A 16810-nucleotide genomic window follows, 5' to 3' on the forward strand; every position below is an offset into this window, starting at 1 on the left:
CCGTACGTCTCGCCCTGGGCGGCATCGAGCTCCCGTGACGGCGACGCGCGGCCGTAGTCGAGTAACCAAGACCGTTGCGCTGCTGGTGGTCATGGCTGGTCTGCTGCTCGGCCTGCCCGGAGTTGCAAACGCGACCCTGCACGTTCTGACGCCCGACGCAGCGACCCCGTCGACGTTCATCGGCCACGGCGGCTATTCCGCGGATGGCCTCGGCCAGGACGGCACCGGCGGCACAATTCAGGCCGAAGTGCCCGCCGGCTCGACAGTCGTTCAGGCGTACCTCTACGGCAGCTACTCCTCGGCGCCGCTCGACCTTCCGCTGGACGAGCGCACTTTTGATTTCGACGGCAGCACAGTAGTGCTCACCACCCTGGCCAACTCCGAACCGGCAATGACCGGTCTGATCACGGCACGAGCGACAGTGACCGACCAGGTCGCGGCAAAGGTGGGCAGCGGCGGCGGTATCACGAACTTCGCGGTCAATACCGATCCGGACGAGCTGGACGGCGTCGCGCTCGTCGTCATCTACTCCAACCCCGCACTGCCCCTGGTGACGGTCGCCGTTCTCGACGGTGGTTCGAAGCAGGCCGGCGACCGGGTCACGCTTAACTTCGACTCGCCCGTCGACACTTCGAGCGCGGGCTTCGCCGCGCAGCTCTCGCTCGGCAGCGGCTTCAGCTTCCAGGGACCGGACGAGGTCCATGAATGCGGCGGGCAGCAATTCTCGACGGTCGACGTCAACGGCAGCCGATTGACCAGTTGCGCTGGTAACTATGACGACGGCGTCGCCGCGAACGGTGCCCTCATCACCGTCGGCGGCGTGGGTGACAGCCTCGACAACCCAACCGACCCGAACTCGCAGACCGGTACCGATGATGAGCTCTACAACCTGACGCCGTTCATCCACACCGGGGACAAGTCGATGGTCGTACAAACGGCCAATCCGTCCGGTGATGACAATCTGTTCCTCGCTGTCATCTCGGTGACCGCGCGCGCATCGGTCACCACCGAGGTGTGTGACAACGATATCGACGACGACGGTGACGGCCTGATCGACAAGGCTGATCCGGATTGCAACCTCGCGCCCACGGCAGCGAGCCAGTCGGTGTCGACCCCGCAGGACACAGCAGTGCCCGTGACGTTGGCCGGTGCGGACCCCGATGGCGACGCGATCACCTACGCGGCCTCCAACCCGGCTCATGGCAGCCTGTCGGGCACGGCGCCGAACCTCACCTACACCCCGAGCGCTGGATTCAGCGGCACCGACAGCTTCACGTTCACGACCAACGACGGAAAGCTGAGTTCACCGACCGCGACGGTTTCTATCACGGTTACACCGGTCAACCATGCGCCCACCGCGGCTGACCAGTCACTCTCGATGCTGCAGGACACGTCGGCGCCCGTGACCCTCGTCGGGGACGACCGCGATGGCGACGCGATCACCTACAACGTGTCTGATCCAGCGCACGGCACGCTGTCGGGCACCGCACCGAACCTCACGTACACGCCGGACGCCGGCTATCGGGGCGCGGACAGCTTCACGTTCACGACCAACGACGGAAAGTTGACGTCACCGCCAGCCACGGTGTCGATCACGGTGACGCCGGTCAACCACCCGCCGACCGCCGCCGGTCAGTCGCTGTCGACCTTGCAGGACACGCCGGCGTCGGTGACCTTGACCGGCACGGATCCGGACGGCGATGCCCTGAACTACGCGGTGTCCAGCCCCGCTCATGGGGCCTTGTCGGGTACCGCACCGAATCTGATCTACACGCCCAACCCCGGTTACCGCGGCCCCGACAGCTTCACCTTCACCACAAACGACGGCGATCTGACCTCGTCCCCAGCTACGGTGTCGATCACCGTCACGCCGGTGAATCACCCGCCTACCGCAGCCGGTCAAGCAGTCACTACCGCGCAGGACGTTGCTGTCCCGGTGATCTTGGCCGGCGATGATCCAGACGGCGACGCCATCACCTACTCCGTGTCCAATCCCGCGCACGGGACGCTGTCGGGCACAGCTCCTCAGCTCACGTACACGCCGGATGCCGGATACAGCGGTGCGGACAGCTTCACCTTTACGACCAATGACGGAAAGCTGCCGTCAGCGCCGGCGACGATCGCAATCACCGTCACTGCTGCTCCGCCGGTGAATCACGCTCCCACCGCGACGAATCAGTCGGTGTCGACTCTGCAGGACACCGCGACCTCGCTGACCTTGACCGGCGCAGATCCCGACGGCGATGCCATCAGCTACGCCGCAACACAACCAGCGCACGGAACACTTTCCGGAACGGCGCCCAATCTGACCTACACGCCGGATGCCGGCTTCAGTGGACCAGATGCCTTTACCTTCACAACCAATGACGGATCGCTGACTTCGCCGCCGGCGACAGTGTCGATCACGGTGACGGCTGTCAATCACCCACCGACGGCGTCCGACAAGGCAGTCTCGACGCCACAGGACGCGGCCGTCGCCGTCACCTTGGCCGGCGCTGACCCAGACGGTGACGCAATCAACTATGTCGTATCGACTCCCTCGCACGGCACGCTTTCCGGTATCGCACCGGAGCTCACCTACACGCCGGACGCCGGGTTCAGCGGCGCTGACAGCTTCACGTTCACGACCAGTGACGGCACCCTGAGCTCAGCGCCGGCGACGGTCTCGATCACGGTTGTTCCGGCACCACCGGTCAATCACGCGCCGACAGCGGCCGACCAAGCGGTTACAACGCAGCAGGATCAGCCGGTGGCCGTCACTCTGGTGGGCTCAGATGCCGACGGTGACCCGATCACCTACACAGCGTCAGACCCGGGGCACGGGACGCTTTCCGGCACCGCGCCGAACCTCACCTACACGCCGGACGCCGGTTACAGCGGGTCCGACAGCTTCACGTTCACGACCAGTGACGGCACCCTGAGTTCCGCGCAAGCCACGGTGTCGATCTCGATTACCCCGGTGGCACCGGTAAATCATCGACCGACGGCTAACAGCCAAACCGTGACAACGCTGCAGGGTAAATCGGTTCCGGTGACTCTGGTCGGTACAGACCCCGATGGCGATCGGCTCACGTACCTGGTTTCGCGGCCGGCTCACGGCAAGCTGACCGGATCGGCGCCGAACCTGACCTACACGCCGAATGCCTACTTCCACGGGGCCGACCACTTCAGTTTCCGGACCAGCGACGGGGCATTGCGTTCGTCTTCGGCGACGGTGTCGATCACCGTGAGCGTGCCGGTACCAGTCGATTGCACAACGCCGCCGCCAACCCTCGACACTGTGGTATCCGGTGACAGCCCGGGACGGATCGCGCGACTGGTCTCACCAGAACTCAGCACGGCGCACGATGGTGAACTGGTGCTGGCCTTCGTCACCGCCGACGGGCCGTTGTTCGCCAACCAGCACGTGACGGCGGTGTCGGGGGCCGGTCTGACCTGGACTCGGGCTGCCAGATCGACGGCGAGCTGGGGGACGACCGAAGTCTGGCAGGCTTATGCACCAAAGCAATTGAGCGACGAGGCCATCACCGCGAGATTGGCCAAGTCGAACTTTGACGGCTCGATAACGGTCGCCGCGTTCAGCGATGCGGCGACTGCGATCGGTGCTAGTGACTCCGATTCGGGATTCTGGGAATCGCCCCGGGCCACTGTCAAGCCCAACAGTCGCAACTCGCTGATCTGGGCGGCCGGACACAACTGGTCATCGGCACGTCCGGTGACTGCGGCTGCCGGTCAGAGCATCGTCCATCAGTTCGTCGATCGCCGGGTCGGCGACACGTTCTGGACTCAGCGGGTCGATGGGGCAACGGATGCGAAGAAACATCCGGTCACGCTGAAGGCAAGTGGGCCGCTCTGGGATTTCTGGAGCCTCACCGCGGTGGAGATTCCGCCTGCACTCGGTTGAGTCGCTGGCATGAGCGTTCCGCAGGGCTGGCACTAGGGTCTGGTCAGTGCGCGTAGTGAAGGCGTGAGGACGGTTTCGAGCCGGGCCGGGGGCGGTGCACGCTGGATTCATGGCCGAACCTCCCCTTCCCGAACCGCCTGACCCAGAGCCGCCAGAACTTTTGCCGTCTGACTTCGGGCGAGCTGAGTCGGCACTCGCCGAGTCTCAGCAGCCCCGATCACCGCTGGTGATCGTGGGCGTCAGCGGTTCGCTGGGCAGCGTGGCCGCGCTGCACGCGGGTTTCGCAGAGGCGCGCCGAACCGGGGCGCTGTTGATCGCATTGATGGCGTGGACTCCGCGAGGCGGTGAGATCTCCTACCGACGCGGCCCTAGCTTGTATCTGCTCGAAATGGAGCACGCAGCAGCACGCGAGCGCTTGCGCGACGTCTTCGATGCCGCCTTCGCGGGGCAGCGTTCCGGCGTTGCCGCCGAAGCGCACCTAGTACGAGCAGATGCTGGCCCCGCGTTGGTTGCCGCAGCCAGTCATCCATCCGACCGGCTGGTCGTGGGCTCTGGGTCTCGAGGCCGGTTTCGCGCGCTCCGCGGATCCGTTGCGCGTTACTGCCTCACGCATGCCGAATGCCCAGTCCTTGCCGTCCCGCCGCCGCCGTTGCTGCGGGAGTGGCGCGGGCTGCGCTGGCGCGAGCCCGATGTCTCCGCGTTGGCCCGCTAAACGCTCGGCTCCTCAACGGGCCGGTTGCCGAGTTCCTTGGCGGCAGTCGCAGCGTCCGCGTGAGCTTTGGCGAGCTCGGCCTGGCTGCGCGGGATCTGCTCGGCCAGCGCTGGAACGTCTTCTGCCAACGTCAGGCTCGTGGTGATCACCGACACCTGCATGCCCAGGGACGTGCCGAGGATGAGTTCTAAGACGGGAACCGCGTGATCCCAGCCCTCGGTCGGCGTACCGGCATCGTAAGAAGCACCCTGACTGGCAACGATCACGGCTGGCCGTCCTGCCATCGGTTGGGAAGCGACGTCGAAGGGAGCAGTGGTCCCCGGAACGTGGATGTGATCGATCCAGGCTTTGAGACTGGACGGCAGCGAGTAGTTGTAGAGCGGGGCGCCGATGAGCACGACATCAGCAGCGGTCAACTCGGTGAGCAGTGCAAGCTGAAGGGCTTCGGCTTCGGGGAACGGTGTGGCGTCGGCCGGTCGCAATCGCGGCGCCCAGTGCAGCGATGCGTCCGCGAGATGCGGTAGCGGGTCACGGTGCAGATCGCGGTACGTCACCGTGTGGGTCGGGCTACAGCCACGCCACGCGTCGGCGAAGGTCGCGGTGACCGCGCGTGAACGTGACCGAGCCAGATCGGCAGACGAGTCGAGGTGCAAGAGATGCGGCATGGCAATGATCTTGCCCTGTCGCGAGCCGTTTGCACATCAGCAGGCTGTTACTTGTGAATACCCGGAGGCGTGACGAAGATCGAGACGGTGGCGGTGCTGACCGGGTTGCTCAACTTCGTGGTGTCGATGGCCAGGTACTCGCCGTCGTCCTGCTGACCGTTCGGCAGCACCTTCTCGTGAAGTGTCCAAGGTGCGGCGGTGTTGGCGACACCGTCGATGCCGAAGTCGTTGTCGTTGCTGACCACCAGCGTCTTACCCTTGTCGGTGGTTGCGACGCCCTCGACCTTGTCGTGACCGAAGAAACCGCCGGTGGGGTCGAGTTTGCTGAGCAGTCCGCCGAGGTCGACGTCGACGACCTTGCTGACCGGCTTGATACCGACGCTCGCCAAGGCGGTCGTTGCGGTCGCCGTGTCACTCGCTCCGACGAAGGCATCGATGGACTGCGGCGTCGGTCCGACGAGCAGGCCGCCCAGGCTGGCGTTGTAGGTCGCTGCAGGGACGGTGGCCTTCGGTCCGACATCCGTTGCGCCTGAGATGTCGATCTTGAAGAGCTTCTTGAAGGCGTTCGGCTCGAACTTGCCGTCACGCTCGTCGACGACGAACGTGGTGTTGGACAGCGCCGTGATCTCACTGACAGCTCCGGCGTTGGTCTTCGGATTGTCCAACAAGTACAGGTATTCATGCGTCGCGTGTGACTTCAGGTCATAGGTCACGATCCGCAACGTTGTGACGTTGGCAGGCTTGACGCTCGCGGGCAGGTCGGGTTGCTGAAGGGCCGATTGCATCATGCCGACCAGAGTCTTGCCATCGGGCGTGATGGTGAGGCCTTCCATGCCCTTGTTGGGAACACGATTGGCGAGTTCGGCCGGCAACGAGGCGTCGAAGGGTGACAGGCGACCGATCTGGCGGCCGTTCTTGTCGAAGTGCGTGATGAATGGGCCGTACTCGTCAGACACCCAGAACGAACCGTCTGGCAGCGCGACCAGCCCCTCGGAGTCGTAACCATATGGTGAAGGAGCCTGCACCACACCGGCAAGGTTCTCGATCGTCTCGCCCGTGTTGGCCTGTGTGTTCACCAAGCCGTTGAAAGGGGTTCCGTCACCGGCACGCAAGGGGATGGTCTTTTCGAGCTTCGCCTGCGTTCCGGTGAGCTTGAACTTGCCGATCGCCGGGTCGAAGGTCGGGATGGCTTCGACCTTCGAGCCGTCCGCGCCGTCTACGTTGGGTCCGCGGTCGGTCAGGCCGTAGAACTCGTCCTTGGAACCCGGTACGGGGTAGAGCGAGGAGCCGTAAGCGCCGCCGGTGATTTTCACGCCGCCGATGGTGGCCAACGGCGGCAAGTTCGTCTTGTAGAGCTTGACGGCGTCGCTGGCCGTGTAGGTGAAGGTGTCAACGCCGCTGAATCCCGGCGCCGGCGTGTAGCGGAAGGTGCCGTCGTCGTTCATCGTCAACGAGCCGTGTGCCGGATCGGTGTGCGAGATCAACGCAGTGATGTTGCCGCTGTCGTTGTCGAACACGCTGTCGCCGCCGTGGGTGGCGTTGAGGGTCTTGCCCTGGCTGATCAGGTAAGCATCCGAGCGCGCGAGCAGCGCCTGGTTTCCGTTGTTTGCCTGCGCAACCGCCGCGGGCAACAGCGCGAGTACGGCTGCTCCTGCAACCGCCGCCGCCACGTAAGTGCGACGTCCTGTCATGTATTGCTCCTTTGTGAGGGCCTGCGGGTCCCCGTGACCCGTGACGCCGCCAAGTCTCGTGTGCTCCGGTGGACGTGAGCCGACCTAGCAACCAGAAGGTGAACGCCGCGAGGAGGCGGCTGTTGTTCTCCTGTTCATGGAGCCGAGGTCGGGCAATCAACCACTGTTAACGCCCCAGGCGTTGGAGGGCAGCTGCAGATGCTGGCAGTCTCCGGTGATCGCGAATATGACACCGCAACAGGCCAGCGCGTCGGGGAGGTGCTCGACGTTCGGAAAGTATCTCTTTGCCAACGTTCAGTATCCGGGCATCAGCTGCGTAATTTCTGGACCGTTCAACAGCTGAGCCGCCGGGTTGGCAGGCGGTAGCTAGCTTGATAGGAAGGCAACAGCTCAGGCTGGTGATCGCGCAATTCCCAGCGAGTCTGCGCCACCGAACTTCGGTGCGCCCTTTTCGTAGAAGGTATCGACATCGGTGATCGTGAATCCGGCGTCGACCAGCAGGTCCACGATCGGCCGGGTCAGATGGCAACCCCCGAAAAGGCGTTTCTGGATCGGCTCGAGTCGGTGTTGCCAGCGCCGGACTTCTTCGTCGGGAGCGAGCCCATGTTCAAGAAAGTGCAAGCTGGCCCCTGGCTTGAGCACTCTTCGGATCTCGGCCAATGCGGCGTGCACATCGGGAATCGTGCACAACGTCCACGTCGAAAGTGCCGCGTCGAAACTGTTGTCTGCGAACGGCAGCAACTGGCCATCGAGCGCGGAGCGTTCGACCGGAACCGGGGAGGCATCGAGTCGCTTGGTAGCCAATCCCCAGCCCGTGTCCGCAGGCTCGACGGCCACGACTCGGTTCACTGCTGATGGGTAGAACGGCACGTTCAGCCCAGAACCGAAGCCAATCTCGATGAGTTCTCCGGAAAGGCCCTCGCAGACGCGTTGGCGCAGGGGCCGGGTTACCTTCATCCCGCAGGCAACGTTGATGATCCGCGGTAGAACCTGCTCCCCGTAGAACCCGGTGATTCTCTGCTCTACAGCCATGATCGCTGGCCTCCTTAGGGACGGAATACCGCCGCTGGCCGTCAGATGATTCTACGACCGCAGGAGCGCGAGAGCGCTTTTCTCGTCTGCCAAGGACGGGTCTGCTCCTTACGGGTCTGCTCCTTACGGGTCTGCTAAGTCCGGGTCAGTTGCTCGCGCAGCATCCGTCCCAAAGTCCTTGGGCACTGAGCTGGTTGATCGAAGATGATCGGCAGTCGGTGGGCGCCGTCGACATCGATCCACCGCAGTTCGGCGCCGTGCCGGTCCAACGCGGCCAGCCACGCGCTGACGATCTGGGTCGTGGCAATGCCACGCTGCTGGGCTGCCAGCATCGTCAGCTCTTCGCGATGGCCATTGTTCGTGTGAGCCAGAACGGAATCTGCATAGGCCAACAGGGCATCTGGATCGCTGCGGGTGTAAAGGTCGACCGGGATTTCATGTTGAGTGATCGTATTCGCACCGGGCTCGTCACGTTCGACAACAACATGGGTTACCGAAAGTACGACCGAAACCGGCAGATCGGAGTTGGTCAGGGCCCGTGGTTGATCAAGGGCAGAGTCCGCCTCGTGCGTCGGAGTGTTCGCGACCAGCTGAGTGCCAGGCTGCAGGGTGAGCGCGCCGGCGATCACGACCACGCGCAGACCCGACTGCTCAGCGCGTCTGGGATTGACCGGAACGCTCAGCAGTGCCAGGCGCCCGACGGAGCATGCGATAGCTGAGTCCCGTGGACAGATGAAGGTTGGCCGACCGCGGTCGTCGTGCATCAGGATCGGTGACGAGGCGTCAACTCGACCGACGCCCTGGATCAGCAGGGTCATTGTCTCGGAGGCCGCCAACGCCTCACGGGCTTGCATCGCGAGCTCGGCGGGCGACTCACTGGGCAGCGACATGCGGTTCTCCTTCGCGATGATCGCCGACATTGGTTAAGTTAGCCTAGCCTAACTTACTGGCCCAGTTAAGTCGCGCTCCATGTTTCTATGCGGAATTCCGATTGCCTCGAATTCATCGCCGACCACCGTCCACCCATTGCGTTCGTAGAAGCTGACGGCAGTCGCACGAGCCAGACACCAGAGCAGCTTGGCGCCGTTGCGCGCGGCGACGAGGTGGGCTTCAACCACCACGGCGGTTCCGGCGCCGCGACCTTGCGCTGCTGGTTCGGTCGCCATACCGCGCAGTTGCCACGCGGGCAGCTCAGGGCGCCACGGGCAGACGGCGGGAAAGATGAGGCAAGCACTGAGCAACTGGCCGCCGCTGAACGACCCGACATGGACGACCCCTGGCTCGTGATCACCGGGCAGTTCGGCGCCGACGGCGAGTTTCGGGCGCAAGACCGCACGCCGAAGCTCCCGGCTGGTGTCGGCGTCGATGATCCGGGCGACGATGGCCGCCGATTCGGTCACGAGCCGGGTTTGAAGACCATGAGGTACACGATGCCCGCGAAGAGCAGCGCCACCACACCACCCGAGGCCGCAATCCGTGCGGTGAGCGACTCGGCCGATGCGCCATGCGCAAGAGCCGTGGCGGCGCCCTGCAAAGACGGCAGCAACAGCATCAGGACGAGCGCCAGAGCGATTGCGTAGAGCACGATCGAGAGCCAGATCCAGGTGTCTGAGAACTCGTGGTGATATTTCGACTGGACGAGGCCGAAGCCGAACACCACCACCAGCAGCGACAGGTAACCGTAGATCTTCACCGTGCGAGCCGAGCTGGCTACGGCCGCGGCGTCGCCGGCCTTGACCCCCCGGGCCGCCGTGGTTGCCGCATGAACCAGCGGGCCGATGGCAAAGATCGCGAGCAGGACATGAATGAATTCGAGCGTATGACGCATGCTCGGAGGCTATCGGACGTGGTTCAGCCCGCTCGTTTCGAGCGCCTGGCGCCGCCCCGTGCCTTCAGATAATCAGCCACCACGTACTCACCGAGCGCCCCGGTCTTGGGCAGGAAGACTCGACCGCCGTTGCGTCGGCCTACCGCGTGCATGAAGTTCACCAGGCGCGGCTCGTCATCGAGCATGAACACGTTGATGGTGGCACCGCGGCGGGTGCATCGTTCGACCTCGGCGAGGGTTGCCGCGATCGTCTCGTCCGAGGGCGGCCAGCTGAACTCCGAGAAGCCGTCAGAGGCGAGGTGCGCGGTCGGCTCACCGTCGGTGATGACCAGAATGACCGGCTCGGCGTCACGATGCCGGTCCAGATGTCGGCGTGCAAGCATCAAGGCGTGCTGCAAGTTGGTGCCCTGAACGGCCTGCCAATCGTGATTCACCAGGTCGCGCGGTGTCATCGGTCGGGCGTAGTCGGCGAAACCGATGATTTCGATCGCGTCCTGGGGGTATTTCATGGTCACGAGTGAGTGCAGCGCAAGTGCGGTCGTCTTGGCTTCTCCCCAGAAACCGCGAAGTTCCATCGAGTACGACATGTCCACCAGCAGTGCGACTGCGGCAGATGAGCGACGCTCGGTCTCGACGACCTCGAAGTCATCGGGGGAAAGCCGGATCCGGCGGGCGTCCCGGCCTTCCCCGCGCAGCACGGCATTGCGGACCGTGCGGACAACGTCGAGGGGCTGCTCGTCGCCGAAGCGCCATTCCCGGCTCGCGCCGGTTATCTCGCCCGCCGCGCCGGCGTCGCGCACGTCATGATCACCACGACCGCCCGATTCCAGGGTTGCAAAGACCCGTCGGAGCGCGGTGGAACCCAACCGGCGCAAGGCTTTCGGGCTCAATTCGAGGCCCTCGCTGCCGGATTCGAGGTAGCCCTGTCGCTTCAGTTCCCGCTCGATTTCGCGCAGCCGCGCCATGTCGTCCACAGCCTGACGGCCAAGGGCCCGTTCGACGAGTTCTTCGTCGATATCGTCCAGACTTGCCCCTGGATAATCCTGCAGTGACAGTTCGGACAGCTCGTCGAGGTCGGCAAGCTCGTCCAGCGCCTGGGTGCCATCGGCATAGCCCATCGGCTGATCGCCATTCATCCGCTCCCGGCCTGACCACCGCAGGTCTGGTCGAGCAGAGCGAAGCGATCCCTGCAACCGAGCCATTTCGTCGGCCAACCCGGCATCGCTCATCGCCTGCTCGATCAACGCGCTCAGTTCTGCTCGCTGCTCGGGCGTCAACGAATTCATCAGCCGCTCGGCTGCCGCGGCTCGCCGGGCCAGCGCGTCGACGAGCTCCTCCAGATTCTGTGGATTGTCCGGGAAGAACTCGCCATGTTTGGCCATGAACTCCGCGAACTGCTCCGGGGTGTGTTCGCCTCGGGCGTCTGCATCGAGCATGTCGTTGAGATCGGACAGCATGGCCTTGATCGCGGCCATCGCCTCCGGACTCGGATTCGACATTGCATCGCGCATACCTGCGAATTGAGCGTCGAGTACCTCTGAGCGCAGCAGGTCGGAAATCTCCTGGTACTTCGCCGCGGCCTCGGGGGAGCGCCACTGGTAATCGGCGAGTTCGCGTACCGCCCGCGAGGTGTCTGACGGCAGGGCATCCAACTCGGCCTCGGCGAGCCGGGCTGAGTCGTTCGGGTCCGGGAACAGCGCGGCCCGCTCGGCCTCGAGGGCTTCATCGAGCAACTGGCGAACCTGATCCAGCGTGCCGTCCAGGCGCGATGAATCCCTCAGCTGGCGGGCTTTGCGGCGGGCCTTCTGGCGCAGCGCGTCCAGCCCGTCGCGACCGTTGCTGCCCATGCGCATGAGTCGCTGCAGGGCGCTGCGGGGTGACATGCCGGCGAGAACGTCATCGCCGATCTCATCCAGCGCCTGGCGAATGTCGAACGGCGCCTCGAGTGGATCCGGTCCGCCGTGCCATGCTCCGTAGCGATAGCTCATCGCTGACTCACCCCCTCTTGCGTCGAGTTAATGTCGGCTCACGCGCCGTAAACCGTGCGGCCGCCGCCCGATTCCTTGGCCAGCCGCTTGTTCAGATACAACCCCTCGAGTGCGAACTCCACGGCGGCGGCGGCGATGCCGACGGTCGCCGGACCCTCGTGGACGCTGTCGGGCTCAAGTCGTTCGAGGAGTTCGGACAGGCCCGGGATCGTGCCCAGCTGTTCGAGCAGCGCATCGGCAGAGACCGTGTCACCGGACTGGACGAGCAAACCCTCGTCGAACTTCGCCTGCAACGGGCGCAGGTCGAGTCCGGCCAGCCGGGCCCGTGAGGTCTCGGCGACAGCTCGTCGCAGCAAGTGTTCCAGCACCTCGAATTCGCGGCCGGAGTCGGCGTCGTCGAACTCCACCTTGCCTCGCGATGCGGGCACGATCGAGGGCAGGTCAGACACCCTGCTGACCGCGACTGCTTCGCCGGTGATGGCGGCCCGGCGGACCGCGGAGGCCGCCATCGTCTCGACCGCGGCGATCGCAAACCGCGCCGAAACGCCGGAGCGCTGGTCGACCTGCGGCGCTTCGCGGACGGCCCGGGCGAAACGCGCTACGACTTCGAGTAGGTGCGAGGGGACCAGCGGCGCGGCGTGTGCAGTGTCTTCAGAGTCGGGCGAATCCCACAGCACTGCCGATTCCTGGGCGATCAACCTGAGTTCGTCGTCCAGATCGATCGGGTAGTGCGTCCGGATCTCAGCACCGAAGCGGTCCTTGAGCGGCGTGATGATCCGGCCGCGGTTGGTGTAGTCCTCGGGGTTGGCGCTGGCCACGAGAAGCAGGTCGAGCGGCAGCCGGAGCTGGTAGCCGCGTACCTGGATGTCTCGCTCTTCGAGCACGTTCAGCATCGCCACCTGGATGCGCTCGGCGAGGTCCGGGAGCTCGTTGATGGCGAAGATGCCGCGGTTGGTGCGCGGCACCAACCCGTAATGCACCGTCTCTGGATCCCCGAGTGAACGGCCCTCTGCGACCTTGATCGGATCGATATCACCGATCAGGTCACCCACCGAGGTGTCCGGGGTCGCAAGCTTCTCGCCGTAGCGCTCGCTGCGGTGTCGCCAGGTGATCGGCAGGTCGTCGCCGAGTTCGGCGGCCCGACGGATCGAGGCCGGCGTGATCGGCAGGTACGGGTGCTCGTTGAGCTCTGATCCGGCAATGACGGGCGTCCACTCGTCAAGCAGGCCGATGAGGGTGCGAATCAGGCGCGTCTTGCCCTGACCGCGCTCGCCGAGCAGCACCATGTCGTGTCCGGCCAGCAGTGCACGCTCGACCTCGGGGACGACGGTGTCGTCGAAGCCGACGATTCCGGGGAGCGTGGGCTCGCCGGCCGCGAGCCGGGCAATCAGGTTCTGACGGAGTTCCGCCTTGACTCCCCGGTGGACATGTCCGGACGAGCGCAGGGCGGCAACAGTGGAAATATTGGGGGCATCGGTCACCCGTTCGACGCTACGTGGTCGAGGCCGAATCGGCCATGGAGTGCCTGCAAGCACACGTTGGTTTATCGCTGAGCGCGAAATTCCCGAATAGCGGCTCAGCCCGAAAACGGCTTTGCCTCGATCAAGGTGACCTTGAGCGTCTTGCCGTTCGGCGTCTCGTAGGACACCGTTTGGCCCTGAGATGCACCGGTCAGTGCTTTGCCCAACGGAGAAGCCGATGAGTACACGTCAAGATCGGTCGTCTCCGATTCCTCGCGGGACCCGATCAGGAAGGTCTCGTGGTCGTCCTCGCCGTCGAAGCGAACGGTGACGACCATGCCTGGGCCGGCCTTGCCGTCCGTCGTGGGCGCTTCGCCGACCTGGGCCGTTCGAAGCAGTTGCTGCAGCTGGAGGATGCGGCCCTCCTGCTTGCCCTGTTCCTCGCGGGCAGCGTGATAGCCGCCATTCTCCTTGAGGTCGCCCTCTTCGCGGCGATCGTTGATCTCCTGTGCCATCGCTGGCCGGTGGGCGATGAGCTCGGCCAGTTCCTTCGACAGGCGGTCGTAGGCGTCCTGAGTCAGCCAGGTGACGGCGTCGGTGCTGGTCACGGTGTTACTCCTGTAAGGCTCGACATTGAAGAGTTGCGGATCGTGCTGATAGCGGTCGCGTGGACTGCCCGAAGCTGTAAAACGTAACACTGGACCCCGTACTTAGGCGAAAATCACCGACTGAAAGCAACGCCAATGGTGTTTTCGGCCCCATCCACCCGGCCTGTGTGGGCTTTGCTCCAGGATCGGGGAGAATGGAGGCCGTGTCCACCACCAACGAGCAAACCAAGCCAGCGAGCGAGACCGGCGATGCGGCCGGCAACCTGCCGTCGGCTGGTCCCGAGACGCTGCGATTGATGTGCGTGCACGCGCACCCTGATGACGAATCGAGCAAGGGTGCGGCGACGATGGCCCGCTACATCGACGAGGGCAGCGAAGTTCTGGTGGTCAGCTGCACCGGTGGCGAGCGAGGCGATGTCCTCAATCCGGCGCTCAAGGGCAGGGCCGACATCGAGGCCAACATGAGCGCGGTTCGCCGTGCTGAGATGGCCCGGGCCCAGGCCATTCTCGGTGTCGACCACGAATGGCTGGGTTTCGTCGACTCTGGCCTTCCCGAGGGTGATCCGCCGCCACCGCTGCCGGAGGGCTGCTTCGGTCTGACACCGCTCGAGGTATCCACCGAGGCGCTAGTCAGGATCGTGCGCAGGTTCCGCCCACACGTGATGACCACCTATGACGAGAAGGGTGGTTACCCGCACCCGGATCACATCATGTGCCACAACGTGTCGGTCGCGGCCTTCGAGGCGGCCGGTGATCCCGACCGCTTCCCCGACGCAGGTGAGCCGTGGCAGCCGTTGAAGCTCTATTACGACGTGACGTTCACACGGGAGCGGTTCGAGGCGTTGACCGCCGCGATGACCGAGCTCGGACTCGAGTCCCCGTTCAAAGAGTGGCTGGAGAAGTGGGAAGAGCGCAGCGCTGGCCGGCGCACTCCGAATGTGACCACCCGGGTGTATTGCGCCGACCAGTTCGAACGGCGCGACGCTGCGCTGCTCGCCCACGCGACTCAGGTTGACCCAGAAGGCACTTTCTTCAAGGTTCCGCTGGACGTTCAGCGTCGGGTATTTCCCTGGGAGCAGTTCGAACTCGCCCGGTCGCTGGTCGACACCGAACTTCCTGAGGACGATCTGTTCGCTGGAATCAGAGAGAAGGCGACCGCGGAATGAGCACGGCGGGTTTTGCGGCGGCGCAGGTCTTGCTGGCCGATGACGACAAGGACCGAGGGAGCCCGATCGGCCTCTTCGTCGTCCTCATCCTCTGTATTGCCGTCTACTTCTTGTGGAAGTCACTCAACCGCCACATCAAGCGGGTTCCGGAATCGTTCGACCCGCCGCCGACTGGTGATCCGGCCGCTCGCGTGCCCGTGAGCGGCGTTGACCCGACATCAATGAGCACGACTGCCAAACCGGCCGCAGCGGCGGGGTCAGCAGCACCGGCTGAATCGCAGGCACAAGAAAAACCTAAGGATGCTCGCGGACCCGACCCCGACCGGCCTTGACCACAGCGCGGCGCTTCTTGCCATCAAGGCGCCGCTGACGCGCGCCTCGAGAAGGTCGCGTTGGTCGCCGGGTTGGCGGTGGCGGTGCGAGCGCGTCGCGCAGGTAGTTGATCAGCCGCGCCCGAGCCGCGAGTCTGTTCTGTAGTTGAGAACGCTGCTCCGAGGCGAAGATGTTCAGTACGCCATCGGTCAGCCGTTCAGACAGGCCGTGCAGGGCGCGGGCACGCTGCAAGTCGCTGAAAGCCGCCGAACCGGCCACGTCGAAGCGGAGTTCGACCCGGCTGTCGGTGGTATTTACCGATTGACCGCCTGGCCCGGAGGACCGCGAGAACCGTTCGACCAGCTCAGCGGCCGGGATGACTAATCCAGTCGGCAGGCCGGGACCGGCCGGAACGACGAGGTCGCCAGTTGAGCTGATTCGCTCGGAGCTCGTTCGAGCCGAGCTTGTTTGATTGGTGGCGGCCACTCATCCATTGTCGCCGACCCGCTCGCGGCCGTCGAACGCATTCTCGACTGGGTCGCAGAGCTGGCGAGCTGGCCGGCGACCAGAGAGCCCAAGGCGATGAGAAGTCCGAGCAACTGCAGCGCATTGAGCGACTGGCCGAGGGCGACCCAGCCGATCGTCGCGGCGACGACAGACACCACAAGCGTCAGGAAACTTACTGCCGACGCTGGCAGCACGGTGACGCCACGCATCCAGAGGTAGTAGGACAGCGCACCGGAGATCGCTGCGGTGTAAGCCAAACCGAACCAGTTGGTTGCGCTCAGCTGCGCGGGCCAGCCTTCAGTTGCAAGTCCAGCAGGGGCAAGGACGATGCCGCCGGCCGCGAGCATCCAGCCGGTCAGCGTGATCGGTGACATCGGCGGTGGTCCCCAGCGCTTGGCCAGCACGATGGCGGTCGCCATCAACACGGTGCCGAGCACGCCGGCCAGCAGACCGATCGGATCCACCCTTCCAGTGGCTCTGAGTACGAGCAGGCTCACCCCCAGGACTCCGGTCACCCCCGCAGCCAGCGACGCGGCTGAAATCGAGGTTCCGATCATTGCGCGGGTGAGTACGAGCCCCAGGAGCGGCTGTGCCGCGCCGATCGCCCCGACTATGCCGCCGGGTAAGCGTTCGGCCGCGACGAATAGCAGTGGGAAGAACAGGCCGACATTCAGCATGCCGAGCGCCGCTATCCGCCACAGCCACTTTCCAGACGGCAGTTGCGGACGCACGGCGAGCAGGACCAACCCGGCTGGCAACGCGCGCACGGCGCCGTCCAGGATCGGATAGCCGCTGGGCAACCAGTTCGTGGTCGCGTAGTAAGTCGTGCCCCAGATGGCCGGACCGAGCGCCGTAAGGGCGACGTTGCCCGCGAAAGTCGGCATGGAAAGCTCCTTAGCGCTAAGTATCTTAGTACTAAGGTAACTCAGGGAGTGCC

General features: G+C 64.7%; 15 protein-coding genes. 4 read left to right on the forward strand and 11 right to left on the reverse strand.

Going from position 1 to position 16810, the window contains the following annotated elements:
• Positions 1–34 precede the first annotated feature (34 nt).
• Both ACSMXN_RS04270 and ACSMXN_RS04275 read left to right on the forward strand, forming a co-directional pair.
• The gene (locus ACSMXN_RS04270) at positions 35–3904 is read left to right on the forward strand and encodes an Ig-like domain-containing protein (protein ID WP_022913336.1); all 3870 of its coding nucleotides are present in this window, start codon (positions 35–37) and stop codon (positions 3902–3904) included.
• Between the two features lie 109 nt (positions 3905–4013).
• Positions 4014–4616: a universal stress protein gene (locus ACSMXN_RS04275; protein ID WP_081649111.1), complete on the forward strand. Its 603-nt coding sequence runs from the start codon at positions 4014–4016 to the stop codon at positions 4614–4616.
• Here the strand turns inward: ACSMXN_RS04275 and ACSMXN_RS04280 are convergent.
• The 9 genes from ACSMXN_RS04280 to greA form a co-directional block, all read right to left on the reverse strand.
• Positions 4613–5281: an NAD(P)H-dependent oxidoreductase gene (locus tag ACSMXN_RS04280; RefSeq protein WP_022913338.1), complete on the reverse strand. Its 669-nt coding sequence runs from the start codon at positions 5279–5281 to the stop codon at positions 4613–4615. The genes ACSMXN_RS04275 and ACSMXN_RS04280 overlap by 4 nt on opposite strands.
• 47 nt (positions 5282–5328) lie before the next feature.
• On the reverse strand, positions 5329–6972 hold the full coding sequence (locus ACSMXN_RS04285; RefSeq protein WP_035943833.1) for an esterase-like activity of phytase family protein: 1644 nt from the start codon (positions 6970–6972) through the stop codon (positions 5329–5331).
• 390 nt (positions 6973–7362) lie between these two features.
• Complete coding sequence (locus ACSMXN_RS04290) at positions 7363–7929, reverse strand: class I SAM-dependent methyltransferase (protein WP_455407767.1); 567 nt, start codon at positions 7927–7929, stop codon at positions 7363–7365.
• Between the two features lie 209 nt (positions 7930–8138).
• A complete protein-coding gene (locus ACSMXN_RS04295) occupies positions 8139–8894 on the reverse strand; it encodes a hypothetical protein (protein WP_155958374.1) in 756 nt (251 codons plus the stop codon).
• Between the two features lie 48 nt (positions 8895–8942).
• The gene (locus ACSMXN_RS04300) at positions 8943–9404 is read right to left on the reverse strand and encodes a GNAT family N-acetyltransferase (RefSeq protein ID WP_022913342.1); all 462 of its coding nucleotides are present in this window, start codon (positions 9402–9404) and stop codon (positions 8943–8945) included.
• On the reverse strand, positions 9401–9832 hold the full coding sequence (locus ACSMXN_RS04305) for a DUF2269 family protein (RefSeq protein ID WP_022913343.1): 432 nt from the start codon (positions 9830–9832) through the stop codon (positions 9401–9403). Before ACSMXN_RS04305 ends, ACSMXN_RS04300 begins: the two co-directional genes overlap by 4 nt.
• Positions 9833–9855: 23 nt before the next feature.
• A complete protein-coding gene (locus tag ACSMXN_RS04310) occupies positions 9856–11820 on the reverse strand; it encodes a VWA domain-containing protein (RefSeq protein WP_022913344.1) in 1965 nt (654 codons plus the stop codon).
• Positions 11821–11858: 38 nt separating this feature from the next.
• Entirely contained in the window at positions 11859–13331 is a 1473-nt protein-coding gene (locus tag ACSMXN_RS04315) for a sigma 54-interacting transcriptional regulator (RefSeq protein ID WP_051148884.1), read from the reverse strand.
• Between the two features lie 65 nt (positions 13332–13396).
• Positions 13397–13888: a transcription elongation factor GreA gene (greA, locus tag ACSMXN_RS04320; RefSeq protein WP_022913346.1), complete on the reverse strand. Its 492-nt coding sequence runs from the start codon at positions 13886–13888 to the stop codon at positions 13397–13399.
• A gap of 296 nt (positions 13889–14184) precedes the next feature.
• Here greA and mca point away from each other — a divergent pair, with 296 nt between their 5' ends.
• Together mca and ACSMXN_RS04330 are read left to right on the forward strand one after the other, a co-directional pair.
• Positions 14185–15054, forward strand: coding sequence for a mycothiol conjugate amidase Mca (gene mca / locus ACSMXN_RS04325; protein ID WP_035943866.1), 870 nt, complete (start codon positions 14185–14187; stop codon positions 15052–15054).
• Positions 15051–15386: a hypothetical protein gene (locus ACSMXN_RS04330; protein ID WP_022913348.1), complete on the forward strand. Its 336-nt coding sequence runs from the start codon at positions 15051–15053 to the stop codon at positions 15384–15386. Before mca ends, ACSMXN_RS04330 begins: the two co-directional genes overlap by 4 nt.
• Here ACSMXN_RS04330 and arfB read toward each other — a convergent pair.
• A complete protein-coding gene (gene arfB, locus ACSMXN_RS04335) occupies positions 15349–15762 on the reverse strand; it encodes an alternative ribosome rescue aminoacyl-tRNA hydrolase ArfB (protein ID WP_081649122.1) in 414 nt (137 codons plus the stop codon). The genes ACSMXN_RS04330 and arfB overlap by 38 nt on opposite strands.
• Complete coding sequence (locus ACSMXN_RS04340; RefSeq protein WP_022913350.1) at positions 15747–16757, reverse strand: DMT family transporter; 1011 nt, start codon at positions 16755–16757, stop codon at positions 15747–15749. Before ACSMXN_RS04340 ends, arfB begins: the two co-directional genes overlap by 16 nt.
• Between the last annotated feature and the right edge of the window lie 53 nt (positions 16758–16810).

The sequence above is a fragment of the Parajatrophihabitans canadensis genome (assembly GCF_053764775.1).